This window comes from Ancylobacter mangrovi, assembly GCF_024752355.1.
GTDB lineage: Bacteria > Pseudomonadota > Alphaproteobacteria > Rhizobiales > Xanthobacteraceae > Ancylobacter > Ancylobacter mangrovi.
Map to the genome: position 1 here is coordinate 528,058 of NZ_JANTHZ010000001.1, position 13,397 is coordinate 541,454.

At 69.2% G+C, this 13,397-nt stretch carries 12 protein-coding genes; 1 reads left to right on the top strand and 11 read right to left on the bottom strand.

The genetic code is table 11. The annotated features are described in order from the left end of the window. Positions 1–30: 30 nt before the first annotated feature. From NVS89_RS02485 to NVS89_RS02500, 4 genes are all read right to left on the bottom strand, one after another. Positions 31–897 (bottom strand): glycoside hydrolase family 16 protein, encoded by an 867-nt coding sequence (locus NVS89_RS02485; protein ID WP_258730895.1) that lies wholly within the window; start codon positions 895–897, stop codon positions 31–33. Continuing rightward, on the bottom strand, positions 894–2,060 hold the full coding sequence (locus NVS89_RS02490) for a glycosyltransferase (protein WP_258730896.1): 1,167 nt from the start codon (positions 2,058–2,060) through the stop codon (positions 894–896). Before NVS89_RS02490 ends, NVS89_RS02485 begins: the two co-directional genes overlap by 4 nt. A gap of 112 nt (positions 2,061–2,172) precedes the next feature. Further along, positions 2,173–3,291 (bottom strand): glycosyltransferase family 4 protein, encoded by a 1,119-nt coding sequence (locus NVS89_RS02495; RefSeq protein ID WP_258730897.1) that lies wholly within the window; start codon positions 3,289–3,291, stop codon positions 2,173–2,175. Positions 3,292–3,549: 258 nt separating this feature from the next. Then, positions 3,550–4,989 carry a hypothetical protein gene (locus NVS89_RS02500; RefSeq protein ID WP_258730898.1) on the bottom strand — a complete coding sequence of 480 codons (1,440 nt, stop codon included), beginning with the start codon at positions 4,987–4,989 and terminating at the stop codon, positions 3,550–3,552. A 53-nt stretch (positions 4,990–5,042) separates the two neighbouring features. Between NVS89_RS02500 and NVS89_RS02505 the strand changes: the two genes are divergently transcribed. Continuing rightward, positions 5,043–5,267 (top strand): hypothetical protein, encoded by a 225-nt coding sequence (locus NVS89_RS02505; RefSeq protein ID WP_258730899.1) that lies wholly within the window; start codon positions 5,043–5,045, stop codon positions 5,265–5,267. Positions 5,268–5,313: 46 nt separating this feature from the next. On the opposite strand, the gene NVS89_RS02510 is transcribed toward NVS89_RS02505, so the two are convergent. From NVS89_RS02510 to rfbC, 7 genes are all read right to left on the bottom strand, one after another. Beyond that, a complete protein-coding gene (locus NVS89_RS02510; RefSeq protein WP_258730900.1) occupies positions 5,314–6,012 on the bottom strand; it encodes a sugar transferase in 699 nt (232 codons plus the stop codon). Positions 6,013–6,336: 324 nt separating this feature from the next. Next, positions 6,337–8,181 carry an AAA family ATPase gene (locus NVS89_RS02515; protein ID WP_258730901.1) on the bottom strand — a complete coding sequence of 615 codons (1,845 nt, stop codon included), beginning with the start codon at positions 8,179–8,181 and terminating at the stop codon, positions 6,337–6,339. A gap of 345 nt (positions 8,182–8,526) precedes the next feature. Beyond that, positions 8,527–9,768 (bottom strand): hypothetical protein, encoded by a 1,242-nt coding sequence (locus tag NVS89_RS02520; RefSeq protein WP_258730902.1) that lies wholly within the window; start codon positions 9,766–9,768, stop codon positions 8,527–8,529. Between the two features lie 9 nt (positions 9,769–9,777). After that, on the bottom strand, positions 9,778–10,428 hold the full coding sequence (locus NVS89_RS02525) for a PIG-L deacetylase family protein (protein WP_258730903.1): 651 nt from the start codon (positions 10,426–10,428) through the stop codon (positions 9,778–9,780). Between the two features lie 4 nt (positions 10,429–10,432). Beyond that, positions 10,433–11,236: a sugar phosphate nucleotidyltransferase gene (locus tag NVS89_RS02530; RefSeq protein ID WP_258730904.1), complete on the bottom strand. Its 804-nt coding sequence runs from the start codon at positions 11,234–11,236 to the stop codon at positions 10,433–10,435. A 211-nt stretch (positions 11,237–11,447) separates the two neighbouring features. After that, positions 11,448–12,791: an NAD(P)H-dependent oxidoreductase gene (locus NVS89_RS02535; RefSeq protein WP_258730905.1), complete on the bottom strand. Its 1,344-nt coding sequence runs from the start codon at positions 12,789–12,791 to the stop codon at positions 11,448–11,450. Further along, the gene (gene rfbC, locus NVS89_RS02540; protein WP_258730906.1) at positions 12,788–13,384 is read right to left on the bottom strand and encodes a dTDP-4-dehydrorhamnose 3,5-epimerase; all 597 of its coding nucleotides are present in this window, start codon (positions 13,382–13,384) and stop codon (positions 12,788–12,790) included. Before rfbC ends, NVS89_RS02535 begins: the two co-directional genes overlap by 4 nt. Positions 13,385–13,397 lie beyond the last annotated feature (13 nt).

A 13,397-nucleotide genomic window follows, 5' to 3' on the forward strand; every position in this document is an offset into this window, starting at 1 on the left:
CGATTCCGCCTTCCCTCCCGCCGCCGTCGATCATGGCGGGCCCGCGCACCCCGAAAGCGCCGGTCTGAATGCGTAGGCCCGGATGTAGTCGACCTGCAGCACCACCGGGTTCGGTGTCTCGCTAATGGAAAAGCCGGAGCCGAGCGCCAGATCCACCAGGATCATCAACTTGTTCCTGTGACTGTCCGGCGTCTTCACCTGCCACATCGGCTTGCGATCGAGATAGAAGGTGATGTTGGCAGGCGTGACGGCCGCGCTATAGGTGTGGAACTCGTCCTCGAGCGAGCCCTCCGCCACCTCGAACGTGTTCAGATCGCCGGTCTGGATCGCCGGGTCGTCGGACCACAGGTGATAGGCCGCCTGATAGGAATCGCGGGCGTGGCCGTAATATTCGATGATGTCGACCTCGAGCGTGCCGTCCGTCTTGCCCGGCTCGGGAATGGCGTTCAGCCAGAAGGCGGGCCAGGTGCCGGGCCCCGTCGGCAGCTTCATCCGCGCCTCGAAATAACCGTAGCGCAGGCCGAAGCCCTTGCCCGTGTCGTCGGCCGAGGCGAGCAGGCCCGAGGTCCAGTTGCCGTCGGCATCCTTCGAGGCGGTGATGCTGAGCACGCCGTCCTGGACCGAGAAGGGCGAGTCGGGGCCGGGATCGCCGAAGGCGGCATCGCCGAAATCGCCGTCCCAGGGGGTATGGGCGATCCAGCGCCCATCGCCGATTTCGCGCGCCGCGACGCTCAGCTCGTCGAACTCGTCGTCGAAGACGAGCTCCAGCCGGCAGAAATCGATGGCGTTCCCGACCGGCGGATCCCTGCCCTCCGCCTCGGCCGGCACCACCGGCGGCGCCAGCGTCGTGGCGCCGGAGAGGATGGCGAGGGACAGGGCGAGGCGGGCCGCTTTCATCGCGCATCCCCCAGCAGCGCGCGCGTCAGCTCGACGTGACGGGCGATGTAGTCCTGGCAGCCGAGCCCGCCGAGCCGCATCCGCGCCTGCGCGCGCTGCGCCAGCAGGATGCCGCGCTCGGGCGCCGCGAGCAGGGAATGGACCGCCTCCCGCAGCGCCAGCGGATCGCCGGGCGGTACGTAACAGGCGGATCGCGCGTCGAAATAGGCCTCCAGCCCGCCGGTGCCGCTCACCACCATGGGCAGCCCTTCCAGCGCCGCCTCCTCCATCACCGTGATGCCGCTTGCGTGCCGGTTCGGCTTCAGCGGAACGACCATGAGCGTCGCCTCGTGCATCAGGCTCTGCAGCTCGCTGTTGTCGGCGAGCTGGACGATGCGGACATTGGCCGCGTCGCGCATGAGCGAGACCGGGGCGGTCCCCGAGACGATGGTGAGCTCGATGTCCGGCTGCCCGCGCAGGGCGGCGACCAGCGTGCGCCAGTCCCTGTGGCGGTCGTTGCCGAGGCTGACGATCCGGGCCGGCCGGCTTACGCGCACGCGCGGCGGGGTCCATTTCTCGCTCGGAATGCCGAACAGCACCAGCTCGCAGCGCTTGCCGGGAAAAGCCCGGCGGATCACCGCCAGGTTCTCCGGCGAGAGCGTGGTGAGCAGGTCCACCTCGCGGATCAGGCGCCGGAAGAAGGCGCGGCGGATCGCCGTCAGGTCGTCCCAGCGGTCGAACAGCCACACGCTCTGGCCGAGCAGCTTCGGCCGGCCGCTGGGGCGGCGCCCATAGATCGCCAGCAGCAGCGCGACGGCGAGATACTGGGATTCGGAGTGGGTCCAGATCACGTCCGAGCCGAGGATCGCCTCGCGATTGTGCAGGGCGTGGAGATAGTCGAAGCCGAGCAGCGCCCGCACCGCATAGCGCACCGCCTTCCGCAGCACGCCCTCCTTCGCCGCCCGCGAGAAGGCGACGGCGCAGCCCATGGCGCGCGCCCTCGCATAGCCGTAGGGCGAGGGGTCGTTGAGGCCGATGAGGGTGCCGGCCCGCCAGCGCCGCTCCCATTCCTGCGCGTCCTGCGCGAAGGCGAGATGCACGAACACCTTCGGCTCCGCGCCGGGAGGGTCCGGGGCGGTCGGAGGGTGCCGGCCGGCAAGCGGCAGGGTGCGGTGCTCGTTCATGCGGGCCACCTGCGGCGCAGCCGGGCCTGCGGCGATGAGGGCGCGGCGCCGTCGGGCTGGCGGCGTTCGCCCGGCGCGCGGCCTTCGGGGTGAAGGGGGCGGTGACGGAGGCTCATGGCGCCAGATCCTCCCGGCGCGTCACCAGCCCGTCCGCGATGGCCATCTCGGCGAGATAGGCCTCGGCCGAGGTCGACCAGCGGTACTTCTTGGCGTTCTCGCGCCCGGTCGCCACCAGCTTGAAGCGCAGGGCCGGCTCGGCACGGAGCTGCTTGAACGCGTCGAGCCACGCCTCGGGCTGATCGGGCGCGGCGTAGAGCGCCGCCGCACCGCAGATCTCCGGCAGGCTCGCCCGGTCGGAGACGACGACCGGGCAGCCCAGCGCCATCGCTTCCAGCGGCGGCAGGCCGAAGCCTTCCGCATAGGAGGGAAAGGCGAGGCAGAGCGAGTTCGTCAGCAACGCCGCCAGCTCGTTGTCGGTGAGCCGGCCGAGGACCGTCACGTTCGCATTGTCCGCCGCCGCGCCGGGCGCGGACTGGAACACCCGGCTGTCCAGCGCGCCGACCAGCGCGAGCCGGAAGCCGACCGCCGCGAGCCGCGGCGCGAGGTCGAGCAGCATGCCGATATTCTTGTGCGGCGCCGGGCTCCCCAGCACGACGATGGTGCTGGAGCCCGCCGCGCGCCGCGTCGCCTCGGAGTGCTTGGGCGTCCATGTCAGTGCGTGTTCGTGGCCGCACGGAATGACGCTGATCTCCGCTTCCGGGCGGATGCCGGAACGGGCGAGCTCGGCGGCCGAGAACGAGGAGACCGTGACCACCCGCGCCACCCGCCGGGCGAGCAGCGGGAGGAACAGGCGGTGCAGCAGGCGGTAGCGCAGCGAATAGCTCTGCGGGAAGGCGCTTATGTTGGTGTCGTGGATGCACAGGATCTGCCGGGCGACCGCCAGCGGGCCCGTGTTGCACAGGCTGAGCAGCCCGCCGCGCACCTGGCCGGGGAGCGTGAACTGCTCCCACAGATGGCCGCGCAGCTCCCCGACCCGGCGAACCGCGATGTGGCCCAGCGCGTAGTCCTCGGCGTTCTTGGGCGTCACCAGCTCGAGCTCCAGTCCCTGCGCGAGGGGATGCCTGTCGGCGATCAGGCGGTCGAGGGCGGCGACGATCCCGTGGGCATAGCGCTGGACACCTGTAAGGGGTTGGGTCAGGAAGCGCCCGTTGATGGTCCAGCACCTGATCATGCTCGAATGACGCCTTTCCACCGACGCGCGCGATCAGCAACGGCGCACGTTAGTGTCGGGGACGCTTCGGCCCGGTGCCAGTCGGCATTCGGTGTAGAGGCTCGCGAAGACCTACCCCTTCCGCACGATATGCTTCGCCCGGCGTGTAATTATTTCCTCCATCCCGGCTAAACCCTCGGACGGCGGGAGCAATATTCGCCATCGCGCCGGCCTACCCCGGACGACACGCACTCGTTGCGCGCCTGCAGGTCGCCTGCGTCAGTGCGGGGCGTTCGCGATCCGGCCCACCGGCACGACGGGGAGCCGCCCCGACCTCCGGGCCAGCCCCGGCGGCGCCGCGGCAAGCGCGTCGCGGCAGGAGAGCACCGTGGCGAGGCAGATGAAAAACAATATGCCCGGATCGGCATTGCCGCTGGAGATGATTGCCGGCACCAGCATCCACAGGCCGGCGGCGCGGGCCGATTCGTGCAGGGCGAGCGCAGAAGTGTCTCCGCCCGCCGGGCGCGGCGGCGGGCGCAGGAACAGCCCCGCCAAGACGAGCAGCAGCGTTGTTCCGATGATCCCGGTCTGGCTCAGCATCGCGATCAACCAGTTCGACGCGCGCGAGCTGCCCATGCCGATGCCGATGCCGCCGGTTTCGAAAAACACCTGGATGCTGCGGTCGTTCGCATAGCCGCGCTCCTGGGCCGAGGAGGACTGCGACTTGTTCAGCAGCGCCTCCTCCAGCAGGCGGCGCACGCTCGAGAAGGCGCTGTCGTCCAGCAGGTAGATGCCGAGGCAGACCGTGACCCCGACGAGGATGACGCCAGCGAGAATCAGGTCCGAGCGGCGCGGGCCTCCCCGGAACGGGAACAGGCTGGCGGAGATCGCCAGCCACAGCATATAGGCGCCGAGGCACGCATAGCCGGTGCTGGAGGTGGACAGCATCAGCATGCCGAGCGACAGCAGCATGAGCGCGAAGGCCAGCCGCCCCTGCGTGATCCGCCAGTAGGTCATGATGAAGACCAGCCCGGGGAACAGGGCGGTGGCGAAGGCGGACGCCTCGGAATGGCCGCCGGCGATGCGATAGAAGCCGACCGAGATGTCGTCCGTCAGCAGCGCGTAGCTCGCCGTGCGGATGGGAAGCAGCACGTCGCCGGCGCCCGCCAGCTTGCCCAACAGGTCGAGCAGCCCGAGCCCGACATTCATCCCCACCCAAGCGACGAAGCCCAGCTCCATGGCGGCGAGGGCGCCGGGCCGGCGCAGCTCGATGCACAGCAGCAGGCAGGTCAGCCCGCCGAGCACGAAATAGCCCGACTGGGTGATGTTGCCGGTACTGGGCGCGAGCGGGACCTCGAGCCCGCCCGACTGGCGCAAATCGAACATGCCGACGTCGCCCTGGAACAGCCGCGGCAGGATCACGGCGGTGCCCGCGACATAGACGATGAGGAGCAGGACGAGGAGGCAGGCGCGGTGGCGGACGAGCTCGGCCGCGAAATCGTTCAGCCCGTCCCGGCGACACACCACGCGGACGACGAGGATCAGCGCGAACAGCGTGTAGATGAGGGGCGAGGAGCCGCCGAGGCTCGGCAGCACCGCGAAGGCCGTTGAGCCGAACGCCAGCGACATCATGAGCCCGACCAGCACCGGCGAGCCCATCGCACGCCCGATCAGCAGCAGGGCGAGGCAGACAAGAAGTCCTGTCGGCGACGGGATCATGTCACATCGCTGCCGTTTTGACGCCGTCACCTGACGGGGTGAGCGCGTGGTGGGTGATAGCCGCCCTTCTGGGCGTGGCGACCGGCCTGTGGTTGCGGGCCTCGGCCGTGCTCGCCCTGACGGTGGCGGTGGCGGTCGCGGCGGCGGCGATCGACCTCTGGGCCGGCGAGACCCTCGGGCCGGCCCTGCTCCACGCGCTGGCGGCGGTGGTGCTGCTCCAACTCGGATACCTCGCCGGCCTGCTGGTCGCCACGGCGTGGCGCCGGCGGTCCAGATAGGCGGTCCCGGATCGGGACGGCCGGGCGGGGCGAGGCGCGTCCATGGTCACGAGGTCTGATGGGTGCGCAGCAGCGCGGGTATGGTCCGCAGCAGGATCAGCACGTCGGTCCAGAACGACCAGTTGCGCACATAGTCGGCGTCGAGGGCGACCCGCTCGGCATAGGTCAGGCTGCTCCGACCGCTGACCTGCCACGCCCCGGTCATGCCCGGCCGGACGCTGAGATAGTGCTCGGCCATCGGCCCGTAGAGGGCGATCTCCTCGCGCACGATCGGGCGCGGCCCGACGCAGCTCATCTCGCCGCGCAGGACGTTCACGAGTTGCGGCAGCTCGTCGAGGCTGGAGCTGCGCAGCATCCGGCCGACGAAGGTGATGCGCGGGTCATTGGCAAGTTTGCGGGTGCGCTGCCATTCCTCGGCCGCCGCCGGGTTGGCGGCAAGATGGTCCCTCAGCACGCGGTCGGCGTCGCAGACCATGGTGCGGAACTTGTAGCAGTGGAACTCGCGCCCGCCGAAGCCGACCCGGTGGTGGCCGAAGATGATCGGCCCGTCGGTCGACGCCTTGATCAGCAGCGCCACCAGGACGAGGAGCGGCGACAGCAGCACCCCGGCCGTGACGGCGACCAGCAGGTCGAGCAGGCGCTTGGCCGCGCGGCCAGGGGCGCGCTCCGCGAGGATCGGCTCGCGCAGGTGCGGGCCCGGAAAAGGCCGCGCCGGCAGGCCGGCGTAGTGTTGATCGTCCAGCATGTATCGCGCCCCTGCCAGTTTTCTACTCGATTTTGTTTCGGAGATACTCTCGGGCCCAAACGCATAGAAGTGGTAATTACTGGAGTAAAACTATGCCGATCTTTACCTGTAAGCCGTAACGCCCAACACCTCGGCCTACCCCTTCGGCGCCGTGCCGACCGGCCGGATGAGGGAGCGCCGACCCGCCGGAAGGTCGCGCGCGCCGGTCAGCGTCGAGGCTACGGAAGGGACGGACACACGCCATGCACGCGCCCTCCTTCCGGCATCATCCAGGGAAAGCGCCGGCGCCCGTTACCCGTGTGTCCGGGAGGGCGGCCGGCGGCGTCAGGCGGCCTTGTTCAGCACCGTTCCCAGCACCGCGCTTCCGGTGGATTCGAGCCGGTCCACCGCCTCGGTGATGAGCTGGGCCGGCGTGCGGCCCCACTCCACCACGACGAGCACGCCGTCGAGCAGCGGGCCCATGGCGATCGCTCCCGAGCTCTGCTCCAGGGCCGGCAGGTCCACCACCACGAGGTCGTGGCTCAGCAGCGCCTCGTCGAGGCAGCGCATCATGGCGCCGGAGCCGAGCAGCGCCTCGGAGATGGCCGAGGTGAACTGGCGCGTCGGCACCAGCTCAATATGGGTGCGCGGCACCGGCGTCGCGCATTCGCTGACCCGCCGGTCCTCCAGCAGGATCTGCAGCAGCCCCGGCTGCTGCTCGGAAACGTCGGCCGCCGCCGTCATGGCGCAGCGCTGGAGATCGGCATCGATCACCAGCACCCGCACGCCCGAGGCGGCGAGGAGGCAGGCGAGGTTGCCGGCGACGGTGGTCTTGCCCTCGCCGGTGAGCGCCGAGGTGACGCCGATGGCCCGGGTGCGCTGCGCCTCGGCCCGCGCGCGGGCGACCAAGGTCGTGCTCACATTGGCGAGGGCATTGAGGAAGGGATCGCCGCCCAGTTCCTCGTTCGCGGTGAAGCATTCGAGCGAGGGCCGGCCGTATCGTCGCTTGAGCCCGGCGAGAAGGGTGCCGAGGCCACGGTCGAAGGAGTGGCGCGGCGACCAGCGGGCGCTCCCGCTGCGATGGATGCGCGGCAGGGCGCCGAGGCAGAGCCGGCCCAGCTTCTGGTTGGCGTGGCGCACCGAGCGGATGCTGGTGTCGAGGTTCTCCCTCAGCACGGCGGCGCCGACCCCGACCACGCCGCCCAGCAGCAAGCCGAAGGCCAGGATCAACTTCGAGCGCGGGTGGCTCTTGTCGAGCGGGATCGTCGCCGGGGTGAGCAGGCGCGTCTCGACCAGCGGGTTGGACTGGCGCTGGAGCACCTCGGCATAGCCCTGAAGAGCGCTCTCATAGATCTTCTTGTAGGCGAGCGCGGTGCTCTCCAGTTCCTCGAGCGTGTTGGGGTCGTCCGCCGACTGGCCGGCCGTCCCCTGCCCCACTGCACCCGGTTCCGCCCCGCTTAGCCCGGCCACCGGGCCGTCGAGGGCGGGATCGCCGCCCGCGTCGGAGGGGCGATAGGCGGCGTAGCTGCGGCCGGCCTTGAACTCCTGAAGGGCGAGCGCGGCCGCGTTCATCTGCTCGCGCAGCTTCGCCACCCGGCTCTCGAGCCAGTCGGAGCCGGCGCGGGCGGTGAGCGTGCGCGATTCGAGCTGGTCGCGGATGTAGATGTCGGCCGTGGTGTTGGCGACCAGCGCCGCCAGCTTCGGGTCCGGCGAGGAGAAGCTGAGATCGATCACATAGGAGAAGCCCGAGCGGCGCGCGTCGAGACGGCTGTTGAACACGCCCAGCGCCCGCTGCAGCGCGATGGGTCGGGGCACGTCGGGACCGGGCGGCTTCATGAAGGCCGGGTTGTCCAGCAGGCCGAGTTCCTCGATCACCGCCTTGGCGATCCGTTCGGAGCGCAGCACAACGAGCTGGCTTTCGATCTGCGCCGCGTCGATCGCGCTCGACTGCAGTTCCTCGCGCGTGGGCTGGGAGGATTTCGGGTCGACCAGGAGCTGGGCGCGCGCGGTGTAAAGCGGCGTCGCCGTCTTCACATAGGCAAAGGCGGCGGCGCCGGCGATCGCGACGGCGACGAAGACGATCAGGAAGTGCCGGAGGACGAAGACCGACAGTTCGGGAACGGTGACCGTATCGGGCGGAAATTCAATATCCCCCCAATCGGTCCGCGAGCCGCCGCTAGTGTTCGCCACGACGTGACGCGCATCTTGCCTGGTAAGCTTCATGACCGGACCCAAGACCTCAGGAGTGAAAAAGCTCGCGAACGCGCCGCGCCACCCCCACGACAATTGTGACTCGGCAATATCAAATTGTAATACGCACCCCGTGTTGCAGTAACATCGCCGGAAGCGGTAGCGCGAATACCTAAAAGGACCTCATGTTCCGCCGCACGTCGGCTGCATCGGCCGGATCCGGGCCGCCGGCCCGGGACGAAGAAATGCAGAAGGCGGTACGTCGCGGCGCGGGAGGCGTGGTACGTCCGGGGTAGCGGCCGCCCGCGCCGGATCGGAAGGGTGGCCCCGTGCGGGCGGGCCCGCTCAGCCCAGCTCCTCGCGCACCTCCTGGAGGTAGGCCCGCGCGCCGAGCGCGGTGTCGACCGTGGGGGCCGTAGCCTCCGGCGCGCGCTCGAGCCAGGCCTCGCGCCACCAGCAATAGATGGCGCGCGGGCAGAAGACGCGCTTGCCGCTGATCCGCCCACGGCACCAGACGTTCTCGAGAATGACGGCGGGCGTCTTCATAATCCGCATCACGCCGGTCTTCTCGTCGAGGAAGTGGTCGACCCGGGCGCGCACGCGATAGACGCCGCCGCAATAGGGCACCATCTCGCCGTCGAAATAGAGGCCGCGATGGTGATTGCGGGCATCGAGGGTCGCCATGATCTGCTCGTAGGGCTTCACGCGCACGAGTTCGCCCGGCTGCAGGTCGAGCGGGTAGACCGGCGCATGCGTCGAATCGTCGAGATGCCCCCACATCCGCGGATAGGGCACGCCGCCCCACAGCGACTGGAACACGTTGTAGAACCAGCGCCCCGGCGCCCCGAAGCGCGAGCGCGGCCGCGCCAGATTCTCATAGGCGAAATAGATCGCGCTCATCGCCATGGTGCCGAGCCCGACATTGCGCGAGGCGAGGTCCTCGGCGAACTGGCTGAAATTCCACCGGCCCATGAGCTTGGTGTAGAGCGGAAAATCGGTCGCCTGGCACTGCCAGCGCGGCTTGCCCGAGGCCGAGACGCCGTTGCGCGCGGCCCTCTCGACATCCTCCTGCGTGCACCGTCCGATCGAAGCGGGGGACGGAACCGGGGCGGAGGCCGGCGCCAGCTCGGCGCCGTCGGCGTCGACCCGCCGCAGCCACGCCTCCTTCCAGAACACGCTGCACAGCGCCTGGCAGCCGCCATGGCCGGCGCCGTTGCACCGCACCCCTTCCAGCAGCACGCCGTCCTTCAGCGTGCGGCTGCTCAGCGGGTGGATGGTGTCGCAACTCTTGTGGCCGCGCTTGGCGACGCGGATGCGCTTGCCGCAATAGTCGAACATCTCGGGCATGAAGGGCATGCCGTCGAGCCGGCCGTTCTCGTCGAGCGTGGCGAGGATCTCCTCCTTGCTGCGCACCTCGACCCAGTCGCCGGCGCAGGAGCGGATGGCGATCGGGTGCGAACGGGCCTCGCCGGGAGAGCGGCCGGGCGCGCGCTCGGGCGCCGGCGCCAGCGGGCCGGCCGTCCTCGCCAGGCCCGCTTCCGTCGGGGTGCCGTCGCCGGCCACGGGGCCTTCACCGATGCGGGCCATCACACCTCCTCAATCCGTCAGCAGCAATTTGCGGGCAAAGAAACCTTCGGCGTAGCGGGCGCGGCATTCCACGCCGCGCAGGCGCGCCAGCGCCATGAATGTCTCGGCGTCGAACCACGCCTTGGAGCGCTGTGTGCCGAAATGGCGCTGCAGCAGCTCGACCTTGCGCAGCAGGATCTCGTCCGGCAGCGGCACGTAGAGGTTCGGCTGGCCGAGGTCGCCGTCCCATTTCGGGATCTCGACCTCCAGCACCAGGTGATCGCGGAACGCGTTCCAGGCGAGCTCGCACAGCAGGCGATGGTCCTGATGAGCGTCGTCGCGCCGGTGGGTCAGCACCACGTCCGGGTCGAGCCGGCGCTTGAACCCTTCCACCCAGTCCTTCACCGCCGCGCGCTCGGCGGGCAGATAGCCGTCGCGGAACCCGCCTATGTGGACCTCGACCGTGGCGACGCCCTTCAGGAAGTCCGCCGCGCTCGCGCGCGCCTCGCTCTCGCGCGGCCCGGCGGCGCTGGCCACGCACCAGTGCACCTCGAGCACGGCACCGGCGGCGATCCAGTTCAGGATCGTCCCCCCGGCGCCGATCTCCATGTCGTCCGAATGCGCACCAAGGCACAGGATTCTGAGCCCCTTGCCGGGGCGCGCGAGGGCGAGAGGGTGCATAGGCTCAGGCCCTCGACGCGAGGACCTGCGGGACCGGCCCGCATTTGCGCCAGGGCATCTGGCCCTTCTCGATCATGTCCTCCAGGCTCTGGCGGTCCCTGAGCGTGTCCATCGCCCGCCAGAAGCCTTCGTACTTGTAGGCGAGCAGTTGGTCGGCCTCGATCAGCCGCGCGAACGGCTCGACCACCAGTTCCTCCCCGTCGCGCATGTAGTCGAAGATCTCCTTGCGGAAGATGAAGTATCCGCCGTTGATCCACATGTCGGCGGCGTCGGAGGCCTGCATGCCCTGGACCCGCCCCGCCGCGTCGATCTGCGCCAGATGGAAGGTCAGCATGGGGTGGATGGCGAGGAAGCACGCCACCTTGCCGCTGCGCGCGAAAGTCTCGATCATGTCGTCGAGCGGCGCGTCCGACAGGCCGTCGGAATAGTTGGCGAGGAACATCTCCTCGCCCTCGACCAGATGGCGCACCGCCCACAGGCGCGAGCCGATGTTGCGCCACACGCCGGTGTCCACCAGCGCCATGCGCCAGTCGACCGGCTTGTCGCCGAGGATGTCGACCGTCGCGCCGCCATTCGACACCACGACGTCGCTGTAGATCTCGGGCCGGTGGTTGAGGAAGAACTCCTTGACCACATTGGCCTTGTAGCCGAGGCAGAGCACGAAGTCTCGGTGCCCGAACCGGCTGTAATAGTCCATCACATGCCAGAGAATGGGCTGCCCGCCGAGCGGGATCATCGGCTTTGGCACCGCCTCCGAGTATTCGCGGATACGGGTTCCAAGGCCACCACAGAAAAGAACAACTTTCATGGCGCGAATCCAAAAGTTAAATATTCTATATTAACTATGAACTTGGCGTTCCGAATGTCCAGCTCGGCTTTATTTACAAAGACTACCAAATTGGAATGATACGATTACATCGAATACGTCGCCAACTTCCCCATCGGAGGGAAACGCCGGGCGATCCGGCCGCGCGCCCGCCCCGCCCGCAGGCGGAGACGGGTGCCGAGGCAGGCGCCGCTCAGGCGGGGGTGAGGGCCGCCGGGCTGGCGGCGAGGTGCTCGCTGAGCCAGGTCTCGCCGCGGAAGCGCTCATACTGCTCGGCGCGCAGCCGGTCGGCGAGGCGCCCGGGAGAAAGCGCGACGTCGTCATAGGTGAGGACGGCGTCCTTCGGCACCGCACGCAGCAGCCGGCAGCCCTGCACCAGCCCCTCGGGCAGGTAGCGCCCCCGGCTCATCTCGTCGGCGTTGGCGGCCTCGCCATAGGTCATGTACATGCCGTACTCGTCGAGCACCTCGCCGGCCTCGAGATCGCGCTTGGCGACGGCGCACACCTCGACCACCGGGCCGTCCATCGGCGGGGCGAGGTTGTCGCCGAACAGCGCGACCCGCGCGATGGCGTTCGGCGTCTCGAAATGCACGAGATGATAGGGCACCCAGAACGGGTAGAGCGGCCCCTCGCCCAGCTTGTAGAGGTTGAGGTAGTGCCGCTGCTTGGGATCGGGGTGCTCGGCCAGGATGAAGGCCTTCACGCCGGACGGGCCCACCGTGTAGTCGACGATGCCGCCGAGATCGCGCAGCTCGTCGAGGTCGTAGAGCTGGTGGATGTCCATGATCGAGCCGTTATAGGCCACGCCTCGGCTCATGCCCCGGCTGCGGACCTTGAACCCGGTCGCGTTGGCCACGATCGTCTGCTCGAAGCTGATCTTCGAGCCGTCGGCGAAGGAGGTGACCATGGCCGCGTTCTGCTCCCACCGCTCGGCCCAGGCGCGCTGGGTCGTGGGGGTGCGATAGGGGTCCTGGAGGCCCTTGACGTTGCCGATGACGCGCGGCGTCAGTCCGAGCCCCCTCACCCAGCGGAAGAGGTTCATCTGCAGCCCGGGCTCGTCGCCGTCGCAGGCGGAGAGGATAACGCCGTGCCGGCGGGCATAGACCTGCAGGATCGGGCCGATGGTCGCGTCCACCTCGGCGTTCATCATCACCACGTGCTTGCCGTGCTGGAAGGCGTCCATGAACACGTTGGCGCCGAACTCGACCGACCCGGTGACGTCGACGATGACGTCGATCAGCGTCGAGCGGCAGATCAGCGACGGGTCGTCGGCGACCACCGGGCGCCCCGCCCGGATGGCCTCGTCGAGCGCGGCGACGGTGCCGGCGCGGACCACGTCGCCGAGGCGCGCATAGTGGTAGACCTGCACGGCCCGCTCGGGGTTGCGGTTGTAGATCGCCGACATCCGCATGCCCGGCACGCTGTTGACGATCTGGTTGGTGAGCCCCTGCCCCATGAAGCCGGCGCCCACCATGCCGACGCGGATCGGCCGCCCGGCGGCCTCGCGCGCCCTCAGGGCGTTGTCGACGATGATCACAGCAACGCTCCCTGGACCGTCCCGATCATGCCGAACTGCATGCGCAGGCGCACCTCGCGCTCCGCTTCCTCGAGCAGCGGCCACACCCGGTCCTTGGCCGACATCTCGGTGACGGGAAGCGGCCAGGAGAGGCCGAGGCGCGGGTCGTCATAGCGCAGCCCGCCCTCGGCGGCCGGCATGTAGAACTCGCCGACCTGGTAGCTGGTCTCGGTGCAGTCCTCGAGCACCTGGTAGCCGTGGGCGAAGCGCTCGGGCACGAACAGCGCCCGGTGGTTGTCCGCGGTGAGCTCGACGGCGGTGTGCTGGAGATAGGTCCGGCTCTCGGGCCGCAGGTCGACGATGATGTCGAGGATCGCCCCGCGCGTGCAGCGCACCAGCTTGGTCTCGGCGGCGGGCGGATACTGGAAGTGCATGCCGCGCAGCGTGCCGCGGTGCCGGTTGAACGCCACGTTGGTCTGGGCGATGGCCGGCTTCAGCCCGTGCGCGGCGAACTCCTTCTGGCAGAAGGTGCGGGCGAAGAAGCCGCGCTCGTCCTCGCGCCGTTCCAGATCGATGATGAACGCGCCGGCGAGATTCGTTTCCTTGAAGATCATGTCAGCCTCGCTC

Coding starts and splice junctions, on each gene's coding strand:
- NVS89_RS02485 (WP_258730895.1), bottom strand. CDS start 897: ATGAAAGCGGCCCGCCTCGCCCTGTCCCTCGCCATCCTCTCCGGCGCC.
- NVS89_RS02510 (WP_258730900.1), bottom strand. CDS start 6,012: ATGCTGGACGATCAACACTACGCCGGCCTGCCGGCGCGGCCTTTTCCG.
- NVS89_RS02525 (WP_258730903.1), bottom strand. CDS start 10,428: ATGCACCCTCTCGCCCTCGCGCGCCCCGGCAAGGGGCTCAGAATCCTG.
- NVS89_RS02490 (WP_258730896.1), bottom strand. CDS start 2,060: ATGAACGAGCACCGCACCCTGCCGCTTGCCGGCCGGCACCCTCCGACC.
- rfbC (WP_258730906.1), bottom strand. CDS start 13,384: ATGATCTTCAAGGAAACGAATCTCGCCGGCGCGTTCATCATCGATCTG.
- NVS89_RS02495 (WP_258730897.1), bottom strand. CDS start 3,291: ATGATCAGGTGCTGGACCATCAACGGGCGCTTCCTGACCCAACCCCTT.
- NVS89_RS02500 (WP_258730898.1), bottom strand. CDS start 4,989: ATGATCCCGTCGCCGACAGGACTTCTTGTCTGCCTCGCCCTGCTGCTG.
- NVS89_RS02520 (WP_258730902.1), bottom strand. CDS start 9,768: ATGGCCCGCATCGGTGAAGGCCCCGTGGCCGGCGACGGCACCCCGACG.
- NVS89_RS02530 (WP_258730904.1), bottom strand. CDS start 11,236: ATGAAAGTTGTTCTTTTCTGTGGTGGCCTTGGAACCCGTATCCGCGAA.